Source organism: Kitasatospora sp. NPDC056138, assembly GCF_042264695.1.
Taxonomy (GTDB): Bacteria; Actinomycetota; Actinomycetes; order Streptomycetales; family Streptomycetaceae; genus Kitasatospora.
This window is the reverse complement of sequence record NZ_JBHJVK010000047.1, coordinates 14294-30100: the sequence shown is the minus strand read 5'-3', so window position 1 is coordinate 30100 and position 15807 is coordinate 14294. Positions and strand designations below refer to the sequence as shown.

General features: G+C 65.4%; 12 protein-coding genes. 8 read left to right on the top strand and 4 right to left on the bottom strand.

The genetic code is table 11. The annotated features are described in order from the left end of the window. Positions 1 to 6: 6 nt before the first annotated feature. Entirely contained in the window at positions 7 to 1326 is a 1320-nt protein-coding gene (locus tag ACFC1R_RS25720) for an RNA polymerase sigma factor (RefSeq protein WP_375942400.1), read from the top strand. A gap of 36 nt (positions 1327 to 1362) precedes the next feature. Here the strand turns inward: ACFC1R_RS25720 and ACFC1R_RS25715 are convergent, their stop codons facing one another. From ACFC1R_RS25715 to ACFC1R_RS25700, 4 genes are all read right to left on the bottom strand, one after another. Next, on the bottom strand, positions 1363 to 2211 hold the full coding sequence (locus tag ACFC1R_RS25715; RefSeq protein ID WP_375942398.1) for a hypothetical protein: 849 nt from the start codon (positions 2209 to 2211) through the stop codon (positions 1363 to 1365). Between the two features lie 125 nt (positions 2212 to 2336). Next, entirely contained in the window at positions 2337 to 2750 is a 414-nt protein-coding gene (locus ACFC1R_RS25710) for an IS3 family transposase (protein WP_375942453.1), read from the bottom strand. Between the two features lie 92 nt (positions 2751 to 2842). Further along, positions 2843 to 3139 (bottom strand): transposase, encoded by a 297-nt coding sequence (locus tag ACFC1R_RS25705; protein WP_375942396.1) that lies wholly within the window; start codon positions 3137 to 3139, stop codon positions 2843 to 2845. Between the two features lie 184 nt (positions 3140 to 3323). Further along, positions 3324 to 6230 carry a BTAD domain-containing putative transcriptional regulator gene (locus tag ACFC1R_RS25700; RefSeq protein WP_375942394.1) on the bottom strand — a complete coding sequence of 969 codons (2907 nt, stop codon included), beginning with the start codon at positions 6228 to 6230 and terminating at the stop codon, positions 3324 to 3326. 235 nt (positions 6231 to 6465) lie between these two features. Here ACFC1R_RS25700 and ACFC1R_RS25695 point away from each other — a divergent pair, with 235 nt between their 5' ends. From ACFC1R_RS25695 to ACFC1R_RS25665, 7 genes are all read left to right on the top strand, one after another. Continuing rightward, entirely contained in the window at positions 6466 to 8532 is a 2067-nt protein-coding gene (locus ACFC1R_RS25695; RefSeq protein WP_375942392.1) for a lantibiotic dehydratase family protein, read from the top strand. Positions 8533 to 8795: 263 nt separating this feature from the next. Next, positions 8796 to 9791, top strand: a complete 996-nt coding sequence (locus ACFC1R_RS25690; protein ID WP_375942390.1) for an NAD-dependent epimerase/dehydratase family protein — start codon at positions 8796 to 8798, stop codon at positions 9789 to 9791. A gap of 35 nt (positions 9792 to 9826) precedes the next feature. After that, positions 9827 to 10975 (top strand): acyl-CoA dehydrogenase family protein, encoded by a 1149-nt coding sequence (locus ACFC1R_RS25685; protein ID WP_375942389.1) that lies wholly within the window; start codon positions 9827 to 9829, stop codon positions 10973 to 10975. Between the two features lie 64 nt (positions 10976 to 11039). Continuing rightward, positions 11040 to 12296 carry an aspartate aminotransferase family protein gene (locus ACFC1R_RS25680; protein ID WP_375942387.1) on the top strand — a complete coding sequence of 419 codons (1257 nt, stop codon included), beginning with the start codon at positions 11040 to 11042 and terminating at the stop codon, positions 12294 to 12296. Beyond that, positions 12293 to 13054 (top strand): MBL fold metallo-hydrolase, encoded by a 762-nt coding sequence (locus ACFC1R_RS25675; protein WP_375942385.1) that lies wholly within the window; start codon positions 12293 to 12295, stop codon positions 13052 to 13054. Before ACFC1R_RS25680 ends, ACFC1R_RS25675 begins: the two co-directional genes overlap by 4 nt. After that, a complete protein-coding gene (locus ACFC1R_RS25670; RefSeq protein ID WP_375942383.1) occupies positions 13041 to 13988 on the top strand; it encodes an ROK family protein in 948 nt (315 codons plus the stop codon). Before ACFC1R_RS25675 ends, ACFC1R_RS25670 begins: the two co-directional genes overlap by 14 nt. A 428-nt stretch (positions 13989 to 14416) precedes the next feature. Next, a complete protein-coding gene (locus tag ACFC1R_RS25665) occupies positions 14417 to 15691 on the top strand; it encodes a condensation domain-containing protein (RefSeq protein ID WP_375942451.1) in 1275 nt (424 codons plus the stop codon). The last annotated feature ends 116 nt before the right edge of the window (positions 15692 to 15807 follow it).

The window sequence follows — 15807 nt, the reverse complement described above, 5'->3', positions numbered from 1 at the left end:
CGTCGGATGGTCGAATGGACCGTCGTGACGGCCACCGACACCCACCGCGCCATCGACGCCGTCTGGCGGATCGAGTCGGCGCGCCTGATCGCCGGGCTCACCCGGATCGTCCGCGACCTCGGACTGGCCGAGGAGCTCGCCCAGGACGCCCTGGTCGCCGCGCTGGAGCAGTGGCCACGGGACGGCATCCCGCGCAACCCGGGCGCCTGGCTGATGACCACCGCCAAGCACCGCGCGATCGACCTGCTGCGCCGGCAGCAGCGCCTGGAGCAGCGGGTCACCGAGCTCGGGCGCGACCTGGAGAGCGAGCGGTCGACGAGCATCGCGGACGGCGACGCGGCCCTCGAAGCCGTCCTCGACGAGGCGGTGGGCAGCATCGAGGACGACCTGCTGCGCCTGGTCTTCACCGCCTGCCACCCGCTGCTGTCCACCGACTCCCGGGTCGCGCTCACCCTGCGGCTGCTCGGCGGGCTGACCACCAAGGAGATCGCCCGCGCCTACCTGGCCTCCGAGGCCACCGTCGCGCAGCGGATCAGCCGCGCCAAGCGGACCCTGGCCGAGGCCGAGGTCCCCTTCGAAGTCCCGTACGGGGACGAGCTGGCGCCCCGGCTGGCCTCCGTCCTCGAAGTGATCTACCTGATCTTCAACGAGGGCTACTCGGCGACCGCGGGCGACGACTGGATCCGCCCCGGGCTCTGCGAGGAGGCGCTGCGCCTGGGCCGGATCCTGGCGGGCCTCGCCCCCGGGGAGCCCGAGGTGCACGGCCTGGTCGGACTGATGGAGATCCAGGCGTCCCGGTCCGCCGCCCGGACCGGACCGGGTGGCGAGCCCGTCCTGCTGCTGGACCAGGACCGCTCCCGCTGGGACCACCTCCTGATCCGGCGCGGACTCGCCGCCCTCGACCGGGCGCAGGCACTGGCCGCCCGCACCGGCGAGCCGCCGGGCAGCTACGCGCTCCAGGCCGCCATCGCCGCCTGCCACGCCCGCGCCCGCACCCCGGACGCCACCGACTGGCCGGGGATCGCCGCGCTGTACGGGGAACTCGCCGCGCTGGCGCCCTCGCCGGTGGTGGAGCTGAACCGGGCGGTGGCCCTGTCGATGGCGTACGGGCCGGAGCAGGGCCTGGCCGTGGTCGACGGCCTGCTCGCCGAACCCGCCCTGCGCGCGTACCACCTGCTGCCCAGCGTGCGCGGCGACCTGCTGGTCAGGCTGGGCCGGCTCGCCGAGGCGCGGCGGGAGTTCGAACGTGCCGCCGGGCTCACCCGCAACACGCGTGAGCGCGACCTGCTGCTGCGCCGGGCCGCCGACTGCGCGGCGGACGGCTAGGCCCAATACTGGTGACTTTGGTGCATGGCCGGGTAGTTAGCGCTTGGGCCGGGGGCGCAAAGCTGCGGTCCTCGTCGGGGCGGCCGCCGCGTAGCGGCCCGTTCGGATTCTTCTGATCAATCCTCTTTCGGTCCAGCGGGCGAGTTGTCGATATGTGGTGACGGGGGTGACATCACCGAGGAGCTCGGCGACTTCTCTGGCTCGCCACTGCCGCTCGGGCTCTGCCTGCAGCGCGGCGAGGACGCGTGTCATGCGGTTGCCGACCTGGCCGGCGCCGACGTACTCCCGGACCATGGTGGTCGGCAGCGCGGGCGGAGAGGGCGGAGGTTGTAGGAGGGCAATCGTCACGGAGGCCACGGTCCGGCTCCCGTCGGGGCGGCCGTCCATCTTCCTTTCCGCATAGCGTGAGATGGGCGACTTCACCTTCCTGGTACTGACGCGAGGCCGACGTTCCGGCGACAGCGTCGACAGAGCTCGCCGTCCGATCGACCCGATCCCCTGCTCGACGATTCCTTCCGCACGTACCAGCAGGTCGCGGGCTGTTTGGAGAGCGATCGTGAAGCCACAGCGGTCGGGGTCGGTCCCCGGCCGGGACTCCGCAGCCCCGACCATGGCCCGACGCAACAACTGGTAGAGGGGCAGCAGGGACCACATCTCCTGCTCGATACCGACCGGGTCGCACGAACGCAGGACTCGCCCCTGCAGGATGGTGTGACGCAGGGCGTAGTAGGCGCTCTCGTGCTCCCAGCGTTCGTGATAGAGGCGCACGAGACGGTCGGCGGGGTAGCGCTGGGCGTCCAGTAGGGTGGTCACCAGCCGGTAGGAGCCGTCGAAGCCGCTACCGTCCGTGCAGACGACGCGCATCTGGGCCTCGATGATGCGCATGGCGACACCGCCGATGACCGAGAGAGTACGAGGAGTCCGCGAGAGGTTCCGGGACCGGCGGGCGGCGGCGCTGGCTGATGCGGCCAACGACGCGTGTGCCGGTGGCGTGCACGGAGGCGAGGAAGTCATTGCCGTTGAAGCCCCGGTCGCACAGCACCAGCATCTCGGGGCTCAGGTGATGCAACAGTCGGGGGGCGTAGGAGGTTTCGCCTTCTCGAGTGGGGCCGAACACTGCACCGATCACCGCGTGCGTCCCGGTCGCGGGCGGCTCTGCGCTTGCCCCGCCTGGTCAACGAGCGGCGGCGGCGCGGCGGCTTGCGGCCCTGGACCCCGAGCTCGGCCATGATCTCGGAGACCGTGTTCACCGAGACCTTCCACCCCTCGGCCCACAGGTCGAGCGTGATTCTCGGCGAGCCGCAGGTGTCGCCCGAGCGGCGGAAGAAGTGCGTGATCCGCTCCTCCAGTCGCGCGCGCCTGACCTCGCGGTCCTTCGGCTCGGCCGGTCGACGGCGCCACTTGTAGAACCGCGCCTCGGACACCCCGAGTGCACGGCAGGAGACGGAGTGCGGGATGCCGTGCTCGGACCTCTGGTCGCTGATCACCCCGACGAGCGCCGCCGGGTCCGCCGCAGCTACTTCACCCACAGGACCATGCAGCGTTTGAGGGCATCACGCCCCATCTCCAACTCACGGACACGCTTGGCCTGCTCGGCGGCCTGCCGCCGCACCCGGGCCAGCTCTTCACGCTCGGACTCGCCCAGCGTCCCGTCACCGCCGGCCTTCCACGCCCGGGAGACCCAGGAGGCCAGGGTGGTCTCGTTGATCCCGAGCTCCCGCACCACCTCCGCCGCCGACCTACCGGTCTCGGCCACGATCCGCACAGCCCCCTCACGGAACTCCGCGTCGAACTTCCGCCTCTTCTCCGTCATGACTCCCAACTTCCCCTTCAGTCACGGCCTCTACGCTACAAGGGGATGCTCACACGCCACCACGCTGGCACGGTCAACGCGGCAGCATCAGAGGCGCGTTGAAGCACTCGCCGGTTACGAAAATCTTGGAAGAGCCATCTTTCGGACACGCTTCCTGGGTAGGCACGGTTGGTTTGACGGGCCTCTACGTGACAGTCCGCAGGGCCTCAAGTCCTTTCGAGCTGTCATGGATTACTCGTTGGATGCCGTGTTCATGAGCAATAGCGAGGGCCTGTTCCCAGTGGTGCCGGGCTGGGATCAGCTCGCCGAGGTGAAGGTGGGCCCTTGCAGTCGCTGCAAGGGTATCGGCGAGCTGCGCCTGGTCGTTGAGCTCGGAGCTGATCACGAGTGCTTCCTGCAGGCCGACAAGGGCCTCGTTGGGGCGGTTGAGGGCGAGCAGGGTATCCCCGAGCTTGATCAGGGTCGCCACGACGCCCAACCGAACTTCGTGTTCGCGACAGGCCGTGAGGCACTTCCGGTAGGCGTTCTCAGCCGCTGTCGCGTCGCCGGAGGCCAATAGCACGCTTGCCGTCTTGAACAGGAACTTCGGGTCGTCTCTGATGGTGGCCGATTCCTGAGTCGCGCGTTCGAGGGCTGCGAGCGCCAAGTTGAGCTGCCCTGTCTCCTCGTAGTGCCTGGCCAGGTTGGTCAGGATTCCCGCAAGTCGTTCCGAGTCGCCAAGTTGGTCGAAGAGGTGTGCCGCAGCCTGAAGGTGTTCGAGGCATTCGGCATGGCGGGACGCCATGCCATGGAGGCATCCCAGTTGATTGTGTGCCTGTGCCTGACCCTCGAGGTCCTGGTGTCTGCGCGCCGTTTCGAGTGCGTGGGCCAGGTCGCCCAGCGGGTCTCCGGTCCACCAGGATGCCTGGTTGTAGCCAAAGAGGGCCTTGGCGGTCCGCCATGCGAGGTCGGGTCGGGTGCAGTCGCGAGCACGGCGGATGCTTTCCCTGAGCGCCGGAAGCTCGCTCGTGTACCAGGCCAACGCCTGGTTCTTACCGGCCAAGTCTGGCAGCAGGGCACGGATATCATCCGATACCGACAAGGGGGTGTGGTTGTCGCTGGGGTCCATCTGAACGTCGGCTCTGTGCGCAGCGGCGTAGTACCAGGTCAGCAGTCGAAGCAAAGCCCGACTGCGTTCGTCTTCGGTCACCTCCCGTACGGCTTGTTGGGCTGCGAACTCGCCCAGGAGGTCGTGGAAACGGTACGAGCCGATGCTCGGGTTCTGCAGCAGGTGGGCGTCGACCAGGACATCCAATACGTCGGCGGTGTCCTCGACGGCCTCGCCGAGCAACGCAGCTGCGGCCTGCAACGAGAGAGGGTACGCAGGCCACAGGCCCAGCAAGCAGAATGCTCGCGCGGCGTCGCGATCCTCCGGCCGACTGCTGTCACGCATGGCGAGATAGCTGGAGGCGAAGGTGGCGCGCACTCCCAGATGTCCGGTCGATAGGCCACGCAGACGCCTGCCGCCCGAATCCAGCCGTTGTGCCAACGTGCTCAGGGACCACGCCGGGCGGGCCGCCAGACGGGCACCGGCGATCCGCAGGGCCAAGGGCAGACCTGCGCAGGCGGCCAGAAGCCGCAGCGCACCGTCCGGGTCCTGGTGGACGCGGGCCGTCCCGCAGAGGGCAGACAGGAGTGCGCGCTGTTCCTCGACGTCCAGCGGGTCCAGGTGCACTTGGACGGCGGATGGCAGTGAGGTGAGGGTGTTTCGGCTGCTGACGACGACTGCGGAGCGGCTGTTGCCAGGGAGGAGTGGAAGGATCTGGGCTGCATCACGGGCGTTGTCGAGCATCAGCAGGACGCGCCGTTCGGCGAGGACGGTGCGCAGCAGGGCGGCTCGGTCGTCGGTGTGCTCGGGGTGCCGCCGGTTCCATGTGGCGTGCTCGTCGACGCGGCTGAGATCGGTGAGGAAGCCTGCCAGGACGTCGTGTGCCTCGCGTGGCTCACCGGTCCCGAATCCCCGGAGGTCCACGTATAGCTGTCCGTCGGGAAACAGGTGCCTCACCTGGTGGGCCGCGTGGATCGCCAGGGCGGTCTTGCCGACCCCTCCCATGCCGGAGACGATCAGCACACAGGGCTCGCCGCTGGCTGAGGCCGCAGTTAAGTGGTCGACTATTACCCTCAGATCGCTGGATCGCCCAGTGAAGTGGCGTGTGTCCGCAGGAAGTTGCGCAGGAATCTGCAGCGCCGGGGCCGTTCTTACCTGCGTAGCCGAACCGCTGTCCTCGGTGCCGATCGCGGTTTCGGCGGTTTCTTCAATGGAGTTGTCGGTGTCGTGCCGGAGTGGTTCGGGCCGCCAGAGTAGTTCGGGGTCGGCGAGCAGGACCTGCTGGTGCACGGCGCGCAGGGCCACTCCAGGGTCGACGCCGAGCTCTTCGGCCAGTCGGGTGCGGATATCCTCGAAGGCGGTCAGGGCATCGGCCTGGCGTCCGCTCCGGTAGAGCGCAGTGATCAACTGCACGTGGAAGGCCTCTTGCAGCGGATGCGTGGCGACCCAGCGGGTGATTTCGGAGATCGCGCTCTGGTGCCGCCCGAGGTGGAGCGCCGCCTCGAAGTGCCACTCGGCAGCCTGGAGACGGGCCTCCTGCAGGGAATGGATGTAGGGCGTTTCCTGCTCGGCGAGCACGGGCAGGTCGCCGAGCGGGGAGCCGCGCCACAAGGCGAGTGCGGCTGCGCTGTGCTCGCTGACGCTGTGCCAGTCGCTCTGACCGCGTGAGGTGTCGGCGGCGATGAGCTGACGGGTGAAGTCCTCGGTGTCCAGTTCGCTCTCGTCGACCCGCAGCAGGTAGCCCGGTGGGATGGTACGCAAGCGGTCGCCATCGTTCGGTCCGAGGAAGCGGCGCAGTTGGGCGACTTGGTTGTTCAAGGCGATCGCGGCGGTCGCTGGCGGCTTCTCGCCCCACAGGGCACCGACCAGACGGTCGCGGGACACCGGCCGGTTCGGCTCAAGCAGCAGTGCTGCGAGCAGGGCTCGGCCTTTTGGGGAGCGCAGCGTCTGGGCAGTACCCGAGTCGTCGTGAATCGTGAGGCTGCCCAACAGACCAAACCGCATGTATGACCTGCTCCATGTGTTCCCAAGCGGCTTCGAAAGGAGCTCTCAGGGATCTCTACCGGGCCGCCGACGAAAATCCATTATCCATACGTTATAGGTCGGTTGTCGGCGGCCGCCATGATCGACCTGCCAGGGTCGGCACCACCGGTGGTCAGGTCACACGGCTGCTCGCGGCTGGACTGGCATCGCGCGAGGGCGGGCCGGGCTCCGTTTGCCGACCTGCGAACCGACTGACATGGAACTGGAAACGATGCTGCACTACCACGCCGAGGACTACGCCGTGCTGCGGACACCCGTCCCGCGGGTGAGTGCCGAAGTGCCGCGGGTGGCCGACGTCGCTCTTGAGGACATGAGCGACGACGCGTTGCTCGCCTTCCTGCGGGACGTGGCCGGCCTGCGCCTCGTCCGTGAGGCGCTGGAAGTCTCGTCTCCGGATGTCTCCGCGCTCCTGGAGTGGGCTGAGAGCGGCTCCCGCCCGCCGCGCGCCTGTCTGGTCCGTGCAGTGCTGCTGGTGCCCCGGTACCTGCTGCGGGCCCGGACCAGGCCGACGCCCTTCGGGCTGTGGGCGGGTGTCGCGCCCGTGGTGTTCGGTGCGGCGCCGTCGGTGCGGACTGCCGGGGGCTGGCCGTACAGGAGGGTTCGGGCCGACCTCGGCTGGATTACCACGCTCGTCGCCGCCCTGGAGCAGAAGCCGGAAGTCCGTGCAGTGCTCCGGGTGGTGGTCAACGACCTGTGCGATGTCCGCGGGGAGCGTGTATATGTTCCGCTCTACGACGACCAGCGCGCCGAGCTCTGCGAGGACGGACTGTCAGACACGACTGGTCACGCATCGATCCGGCTCAACGCGGCATTGCGCGCGGTACTGGAGTTCGCCGTGCGGCCCGTCGAGTACCGGGAGCTGGTCGCGCACCTCGGCGAACGCTTCTCTTCCGTTCCCGCAAGCGGAATCGATCAGGCGCTCGGACGGTTGATCCGCCACAACATCCTGTTGACCGACCTGCACCCACCGCTGGATGAGCCCGACCCGCTCGACCACGTGGTGCAGAAACTGACCCCCGTCACCGGCCTGCCGGGACTCGACCAGCTGGGCGCCCTGCAGGAGTTCGTGTCACGCTACGAGGAGACCGAGCCCGGCGCTGGCCTGGGCGAATTCTCCGCCGCACGGCGGGCGGCGGCGCAGCCCCACCAGCGAGGTACCTTTACCCAGGTCGATCTGCGCTCGGCTCATCAGGTCGTGCTGTCCGCCGAGGAGGCCGCGGCTGCGGCGAGCTCACTCTGGCGCCTGTCGGTGCCAGTCAGTGAACTGTCCGTCGGGCTGCTGGCCCATTGCCGCCGTTTCCTGCAGAAGTACGGGCCCACAGCGCTCGTACCGCTGCTGACCCTGCTCGATCCCGATCGGGGGCTGGGGTTCCCCGCCAGCTACGGCAAGGTCGCGGGGCGAGAGGACGAACTCATAGCGGTCCGTCAAGAGGTGCTTCCCGAGACCGCACACCGCACAGCTCTGCTCGCCGAGCTCGCGCAGCCTGCCCAGGGCCGCGAGCTCTCAGAAGTGGAACTGGGCAGTGCCACGCTCGAAGGGTTGGCTTATCGCACCGATCTGCCGCTGGCTCCCGCCGCCGAGCTGTGTCTGCAGCTGGTTGCGGGCTTGCCGTGTGGCCCACTGCCCGTCGGGATGGTCGGTGACGTCGAGGATGTGAATGTACCGGGTGTCGACTTCCATCGCGACAAACACGTACGGCCGTCGCAGGGTGACGTCGCAGTTGATGTGGAAGAAGTCGACGGCTTGGATGACCGTGGCCCGGGTCAGCAGGAATTGGCGTCAGGTGGTGTCGGTCTGCCGCTGGGGCGCTGGCGGTATTTGCCGGTGTCTGAGAACGCTGCGGCTGGTGGATATTCCGACGCAGTGGACAAACTAGAGCAGTTCACTAGGGAGACTTTGCGTCGATGCTGTTCACGGCGGGTGGCACATCCGCTGGTCCGAGCTGGCTCGCAGCTTTCCTGTCGCTCTGTTCAGCGCCGCCGATCATCTACTTGGGGTCAGCCCCGTTTTCCAGCTTTGGTCCGCACCGGACGGCACTTTCTATCCGGCATCCAGAAAACGTGTCGAGGTCCTGCCCTCAATTACCCCCGCCGCTGCAGCCCTCAAACTATTCCCCATCCGAAGGCCGCGGCTACAGGCGGCGTTGCATCACCCAAGGCCCCGTTGTTCGAAATTTCCTTAAGCTTCACTTGGGGCCTTAGAGGATATTGGGGGCGAGATGGAATGATCGGAAGCTTTCAATCTAAATGTAGCAAGGTTTGATGGCGATCCGTCGCAGGCTTCCCCTCGATCAATCGGGTTGGCTTCTGCTCCGAAGGTTGGATATGTTCCAGACTTGCCGGATTGAAGGAAGCAATCCGTAGTGAAAGTTGAAAAATTTAACGCTGCAATGCTGCGACTCTAATCGGCGATGGAAAATTAACGAACCCACTCCGACCGGTCGCCTCTTTGGCGGGCTTTGGAAAGTCGCCAGGGAGTGAGGCGCAAAATTGCAATATGCCTATCTGGGGCGGGGACTAATTGGCATGTCAGTAAAGATTGGAATAACCGGGGCCGCGGGGTTCGTTGGGGTGAATCTGGCGCTTGCTGCAGAATCGGCAGGTTATGAGGTCACGCTTTATGATGTCGGCGACCGAATGGGGCGTCTTTCTGCCACCGGGCTCGCGCAGAGGGTGCGGTGTCGCTTTGCGGATCTTTCCGCCCCGGAGGCGGCCGTGGACAGTGACCTGGACGTCATCGTCCATCTCGCAGCGCTCCCGCAGGTGGACTTCTCGCTATATCATCCAGAACTTGTCGCCGTCAACAACGTCGCTTCGACGGTCGCCGTCCTGGGTGCTGCCCGAAAGTCCGGAATTCCTGTCCTTTTCTCCTCCTCGATCGAGGTATACGGGGGAAACGACGGGGCTCTGTTTGACGAAGACTCCCGCTTGATCCCGCTTTCCGCTTACGCAGCCAGCAAGATAGCGTGCGAGAATCTGGTGGGCTCGTATCAGAACTCGTACGGGACATCTTCCACGACGGTCCGTCTAACTAATCTCTACGGCCCGTGGCAGCTTCCCGATCGCATCGTTCCGCGTGTAGCTGTGCAGTCACTGCTCGGAATTCGCAGTGAGGCGGTCACCGGACGCCTCAGAGATTTTATGCATGTCAGTGATGCGGTATCTGCGATTCTGAAGCTCATCGAGCTGGGCTCCTGGGGAAATGTTTTCAACATCTCGACAGGGGAGGGTGTGGGGCTTGAAGGAGTAGTTTCGACTGTGGTGGGAAGCAACGACTTCTCTACAGTTTCACCGCCAATCGTAGACGGCCGCGGGGCTTCTTTGGTCGCGACATCGCAGCGGCTCTCGGATTCCGTCGGATGGAAGCCGGAAAAGCACTTCCTGAGCGGTGTGCAAGAGACCGTGGACTGGTACGGCTCGCACAGGTCCTGGTGGGAGAGATTCGAGCAGTTGGTGCGAGCCGACCGCAGCGGACCAGAATTCCTGGCTGACCACATGTTCCCGATCGGAGAAAAGGCGTGAAGGCAGTACCCGATTCTCGTGCGGGTCGCGCGGTAGTGCTCTCCGAACTGATCGCTGATGTGGTTAAGCCGACTGCGGCATCGGTTGACAGCAACGGCGCGTTCCCGAGTGAGTCGATCAACGCTCTCAAAGAGGCCGGGTTCCTTGCTCTGACGATCCCCGAAGACCTGGGAGGGATCGGTGCAACGGCGGCGGAGTTCAGCGACGTGGTCCTCGAACTCGCGCAGGCCTGCGCGTCGACGGCCATGGTGTACCTGATGCACGCCACTTCGGTCGGCTCCCTGGTCCTCCTCGCCGACCGGGAACAGCAGAAGCGTTACCTGCAGCCCGTACTTGACGGGCGCTGGCTTGTCACCGAGGCCATCAGCGAAGCCGGCTCTGGATCCCAGTGGTGGTCTGTCTCAAGCACTGCGACGCCTGTCGAGGCCGGATACCGGCTGGAAGCCGACAAGAGCTTTGCCACCTCGGCTGGCCACGCCGATCTGTACATCATCTCTACGCAGGCTCCGGATTCGGGTAGCAGCCGCGACCATGCCCTGTTCGCGGTGCCGGAGGACACGGCGGGCCTTCGCTCTGGTGAATGGAAGGGGCTTGGATTGACGGGCAACAGCAGCACGTGGTTGTCGTTCCACGGTACCGTTCCGCAGGAGGCGTTGCTGGCCGGCAGCGGTGGCGGAGACGGACTGCGCCGCTACAATGAGGTCAACCAGCCGCTCTACCACCTCGGCTTCGGCGCGGCCTATCTGGGCATCGCTAGCGCTGCCTTCGAGGCGTGCGTGGAGCGGATCAGGTCACGTCAGTACGTCAGCAGCACCACCACTTTCGGCACCGGGCTGAGCCAGTACCCCGTGGCGCGCCGCCATGTGGGCCAGATGGCGATAAGGCTGGCAGCCGTCAGGGGCATGGTCCGTGAACTGAGCTCCCTGATCGACAACGGCCGACCGCTTGAGGAGCAGGCGATACCTATGACGGCGCTGAAAGTCGCTGCCGCCGAAGCAGCCGTGGACGTGGCCCGAGAAGCCATGATGGCAAGCGGCGGCAGCTCGTACGCAAAGGGCTTCCTCACCATCGAGCGCCATATTCGCGACGCCCTCGCAGGTTCTCTGATGGGGCCCAACGACGACTTCTGCAAGGAGCTGATCGGTCGGCTGATCCTGGGCGGCGGTTCCTACCATGACCTCTGAGCCGCTCCGTTCGACCCCCGCCTCTACGAGCAGCAGGGAGTTGATCGCGAGAGAACGCAGGTCCATGAGGTACGGGCTGTCCGGGGTCGACGGGACACCGTTGGTGCTCGAAAGCGGCAGAGGCAGCGTGGTGTTCGACGTCGAAGGACGTCAGTACCTCGACCTCTTCGCGGGCGCGGGTCGCTGCCTTCTAGGACACGGACACCCCGAATTCGCGGCGGCGGTCGCCGAACAGGCCGCCAGGTTGGCGGTGAGCAGGCACGCCACCGCGGCACGTGTGGCATACATTGAGCGGCTCATGGAACTCGTTCCCACGGGGCTTGACCACATCACGCTGTTCTCGACCGGCAGTGAAGCAGCGGACGCCGCTGTGCGGATCGCCCGGCGCAGTACTGATCGCCAGGGGCTCATCGTCTTCCAGGGGGCCTTCCACGGCCGGACCACCGGCGCAGCGCCGCTCACGGATCCGGTCTGGCGTCCGACCGGATCGTCCGAGGAGCCATTCGTCCACCGGATCCCCTACCCCGCGGTCGCCAACGGGTCCGCACACCGGCCGGAGCAGGTGGAGGAGGCGATCCGTCAGCTTCACCGGGTGGCCGCCGGATCTCCTGTGGAGATAGCTGCCATCGTGATCGAGCCGGTGCAAGGGACAGCAGGCAACCGCCGCCCTATCCAAGGGTTCCTGTCGGCTGTCGAGCAGGCGGCCCGCGACCTCAGAGCGTTGCTTGTTGTCGATGAGATCCTCGCCGGGTTCGGCCGGTCCGGCCAGATGTTCGTCAGCACCGCCGAGGGCGTCCAGCCGGCGATGATGCTTATCGGTAAGGGCATGGGAAATGGGGTGCCGGTGAGCGCCCTGCTGGCGCGGGGCTCGGTGGTTCAGGGCTCCGCGTTCGCGGAAAAAGGCGCCATGTCCAGCACCTTCGGCGGAAACCCCCTGGCTGTCGCGGCATCTGCGGTGACCTTGGACGTACTGATCCGTGACGACTTGCCACGCGCAGCCGCTGGTCTCGGTACCCGCTGGAGCCAGGCTCTGCGGGAGGAGCTTGGCGAACACCCGATGGTTACTCAGATCCACGGACTCGGCCTCATGGCCGGTATCGAACTCGGAGGTCCTTGGCGGGAGGGCGTCGACGGCCGCCGTCGGACTCTGGAGGTCCTCATGCAGGAGCAGGGACTGCTGGTGGGAATGAGTGGTGACTTCCTCAGACTTAATCCGCCGCTGGTGACGAGCTGGGGGGAGCTGGAGGCGGCCACCTCGGCACTGCGCACGGCTCTGGATGGATTCCTGGACATGTCCACCGCAGAACTGGAGGGACGATGACCACAGAACTGCGGATCATCGGTGCGAGCTGCGCAGTGCCCAACCCAGGAGCGGCCACCTCCGGCTACCTGGTGACCGCCTCTCAGGGCACCACGGTGCTTCTGGAATGCGGACACGGAGCCGTCGGCGCACTGCGTCGGTACATCGACCCAGCCGTGCTGAGCGCCGTGGTCGTGTCACACATGCACCCCGATCACTTCTTCGATCTCGTTGCCCTGCGCAACTACTTCTACACGCGCGGCCTTCCCCCGGTGGACCTCCACCTCCCGTCCAACGGCCCGGAGATCCTGCTGGGAATCTCCCAGGCAATGGGCCTGCCGGACAGTTACTTCCCGCGCGCGTTCCGGATACTCCCTCACCAGGCGGGGACTTCGTTCAGGGTGGGAAGCCTGCGGATGGAGACCATGGCCGCTCGGCACAGCATCGAGGCACACGTCATGAAGGTCGTGGACGAGAACGACCGCAGCATCGTCTTCAGCGGCGACACCGCTGTGATGCCGGAACTCTCCGACTTCGCCGAAGGATGCGACCTGCTCCTCGTCGAGGTAACGGACAAGGACGCGAAGCAGCAGGAGCCCCGATACCACATGGGCCCAGCGGAGGTGGCCGGAGTGGTCCAGCGAAGCCGACCGGGCCTCGTCGTACTCACTCATTACGATGCGGCTCACGGCGACGAAATCCTCGCGCGGGTACGGCAGGAGGCGACGCAGGCCGATGTGCTTCTCGCGACCGAGGGAGAAGTCCATGGCATCGGCTGATCCACTGGTCTGTTATGCGGGAGTCGACATCGGGGGGACCAGCCTGCGAGCTGCCCTCGTCGGCGACGACGGCCAAGTGCTAGGCCGGCTCTACGACCGGCCTCGCGAGCCGGAGATCCGGAGCCAACTGGAAGAAGTCCGGGAACGACTAACCAGTGAAGCCGACCGGGTAGGGGTTGTCCCGGTCGCTGCTGGCATGGCGGTCGCCGGATCGGTGGACAAGGACACCGGGCGGATCACGTCCGCGCCTACGGCTGCAGAGATCCTCGGGACGGTGCCATCGGATCTGGACCTGGGGATCAGGGTCCTCACCGTGGCGAACGACGCCAATGCGGCATTGGTCGGCGAATGGCGACACGGCGCGGCCTCCGGCACCCGCGACAATCTCGGCTTCTTCATCGGCACCGGCCTCGGCGGAGGAGCTGTGGTGAACGGTTCCCTGCTAACCGGAAGCACCGGACTGGCAGGAGAGTTCGGGCACATCGCCATAGGGGCGGAGGGCCGAGCCTGTCCCTGCGGTGGCCAGGACTGCCTTGAGCAGTACGTGTCGGGGACAGCCCTCGCCCGTGGCTACCGCGAGCGCATCCGTGCTCCTGCCGAGATCTCCGCGGTCGAGGTTGCCACTGCTGCCGATCGAGGCGACAGGGCAGCGACAGACGCGTTCGACGAACTGGGTACGCGGCTGGGTGTGGCAGTGGCCGGTCTGGTCAATGTCTTCAACCCTGAGGTCGTAGTGATCGGCGGTGGGTTGAGCGCAGTGCACGGGTTGTTCATGCCCGCGGCCGTTCGTGGCATGGAGCGCCACATGATGCCCATGGCGGCCCGCAGAGTCCGCGTGGAGCTTGCTTTGCTCGGACGTGCGGCGGGTGTGGTGGGGGCCTCGGTCTTGGCGCAGGGCATGGTGGGCAGTGAAAAGCTCGTTCAGGGGCGGTAAGTCATGTGACCGCGGGATATCGAATCGCCGTCCTAGGCCGGCATCGTAGGCATGCAAAATAGACACTTAATATCTGATAGCATCAATTTCCCGGACGGGTTGAGGTGGCAAATTGCTGCGCCGATCGGGCACTGCATCTAACTTAGTATCCTTTGGGCCTTGATCTCATCTCTGTCGGGTAGTTAACGTAAGTTCAGTTCGAAGGGGGTCTTGCGATCCCCCCACATTGGGCTTGCATGTACGCTGGCGAATGGCCATAAACGTATCGAGCCACTGCCTCGCTAATTGCCCCCCGAGTCGATGCCCCTGTATTGATAAGCCGTCTAATTTGGCCAGACCGGTCACCCTTTTGCTGCAGCAGCCTATCTTGAAAGGTAACTGTGCACGAGAATCTCCAAAGCGAGAAATCGCCGGAGTCGTGCCCCCTCATGCCGGGGCAGCGCATTCACCATGACGATCTGATGTGCAGTCCAGAGCTCCGGACTTCCCTGTATGCTTCGTATCGGATTGACGGAGAGCTTGATGTCAACGGTTTCATCGTGGCGCTGTCACAAGCGGTGAAGAGTCATGAAGTGCTACGCATCGGGGTCTCGCAGGAGCCCGGCCGGGATCCGCGCCAATGGTTGCGTGAGGAGCCTGGCGGCGGATCGCTGATCAGCTGCCGAAATGTGCAGAGTGCATCGGAGGAGCAATTCAACCGCTATGCTCGGGCAGTGTTGGCCAAAGATCTGTCCGATTCGTGGGATCTTGGCAGCCAGTATCCATTCAGGTATCGACTACTGCGGTACTCGCCCACGGTGCACGCGTTTCTGGCTACTTTTTCCCACGTTGCTCTGGATGGACGCGGGAGGTCTCTGGTACTTCAGAGTCTTTGGCAGAACCTGGCGGGGGGAGAAAGGCACACGTCTCCTGTATCCGAATCCTCTGCAGCTGGGTTCATGGATTCTGCGCTCAGACATGCCGAGATTTCGCTTGCTGGGGGAGCGAGGACATCCGAGTTCTGGCTGAGCCGGCTCCGCCAGAAGCTTCCTCCGGTCCGGTTCTCCGCTGATTTGCTGACGGAGCCGGCGTCGCGGGAGTGCGCCACCGAGCGAGTCCTGGTGCAAGGTGAACGACTGGAGCGTATTCGGTCCCTTTCTCGGCTGAAGGGGTGCAGTGAATTCCAGTGGGTGGTGGCTGCGTTTGCTGATACCGTTTTCGAAGTGGTGCCTCAGGACAGGGTTGCCATCATGATCCCGGTGGACACCCGCCTCGCATCGGAGCAGAATGTCTCCGGGATGTTCACAGTCCCACTTCCGCTCTTTATCGAAAGGACAGAAAGCCTCGACCAGTCAATCCGGCAGGCGAGGCGGGAGATACTGTCGGTTATTGCGCGCCGAAACGTTAGTAGTACAATCCTGGATGGGATCCGAGAGGCGCTTTCCTCAGCTGATAGCGCCGACGCGCCGGGATTCTCGGTTACCTATGTCAATGGCCAGTGGAATCAGTCTGAATGGCACTGCGGAGACGTGGTCGCCCAGGAGGGTGCTTACCGACCCCGGGTCAGCCTGCATTCGACTGGGATGGATCTGCGCGCCGTAAGCGGAGACGATTCCCTGGAGCTCACCTTGACGCTGGATGTGAAGATATCATCGCCAGATGCCGTCTGCAGGGTGATAGCTTTCCTTGAAAGCCGAATTGACGGCTCGATTCCGGGTCGCTAAGTGCAGCGGTCCGTAAGGCCGTCCGAGTCATGACTTGACCGAATAGACCGTGAATCCCCTTACGGAGATTTGCGAAGTCCCTAATAGCCACCACCGCCAGGCGGATGGAATGCACA

Excerpts from the sequence above, each read along its gene's own strand:
- ACFC1R_RS25720 (WP_375942400.1), top strand. The coding sequence starts at position 7 with ATGGTCGAATGGACCGTCGTGACGGCCACCGACACCCACCGCGCCATC.
- ACFC1R_RS25715 (WP_375942398.1), bottom strand. The coding sequence starts at position 2,211 with ATGCGCATCATCGAGGCCCAGATGCGCGTCGTCTGCACGGACGGTAGC.
- ACFC1R_RS25705 (WP_375942396.1), bottom strand. The coding sequence starts at position 3,139 with ATGACGGAGAAGAGGCGGAAGTTCGACGCGGAGTTCCGTGAGGGGGCT.
- ACFC1R_RS25700 (WP_375942394.1), bottom strand. The coding sequence starts at position 6,230 with ATGCGGTTTGGTCTGTTGGGCAGCCTCACGATTCACGACGACTCGGGT.
- ACFC1R_RS25695 (WP_375942392.1), top strand. The coding sequence starts at position 6,466 with ATGGAACTGGAAACGATGCTGCACTACCACGCCGAGGACTACGCCGTG.
- ACFC1R_RS25690 (WP_375942390.1), top strand. The coding sequence starts at position 8,796 with ATGTCAGTAAAGATTGGAATAACCGGGGCCGCGGGGTTCGTTGGGGTG.
- ACFC1R_RS25680 (WP_375942387.1), top strand. The coding sequence starts at position 11,040 with ATGAGGTACGGGCTGTCCGGGGTCGACGGGACACCGTTGGTGCTCGAA.
- ACFC1R_RS25675 (WP_375942385.1), top strand. The coding sequence starts at position 12,293 with ATGACCACAGAACTGCGGATCATCGGTGCGAGCTGCGCAGTGCCCAAC.
- ACFC1R_RS25670 (WP_375942383.1), top strand. The coding sequence starts at position 13,041 with ATGGCATCGGCTGATCCACTGGTCTGTTATGCGGGAGTCGACATCGGG.
- ACFC1R_RS25665 (WP_375942451.1), top strand. The coding sequence starts at position 14,417 with ATGCCGGGGCAGCGCATTCACCATGACGATCTGATGTGCAGTCCAGAG.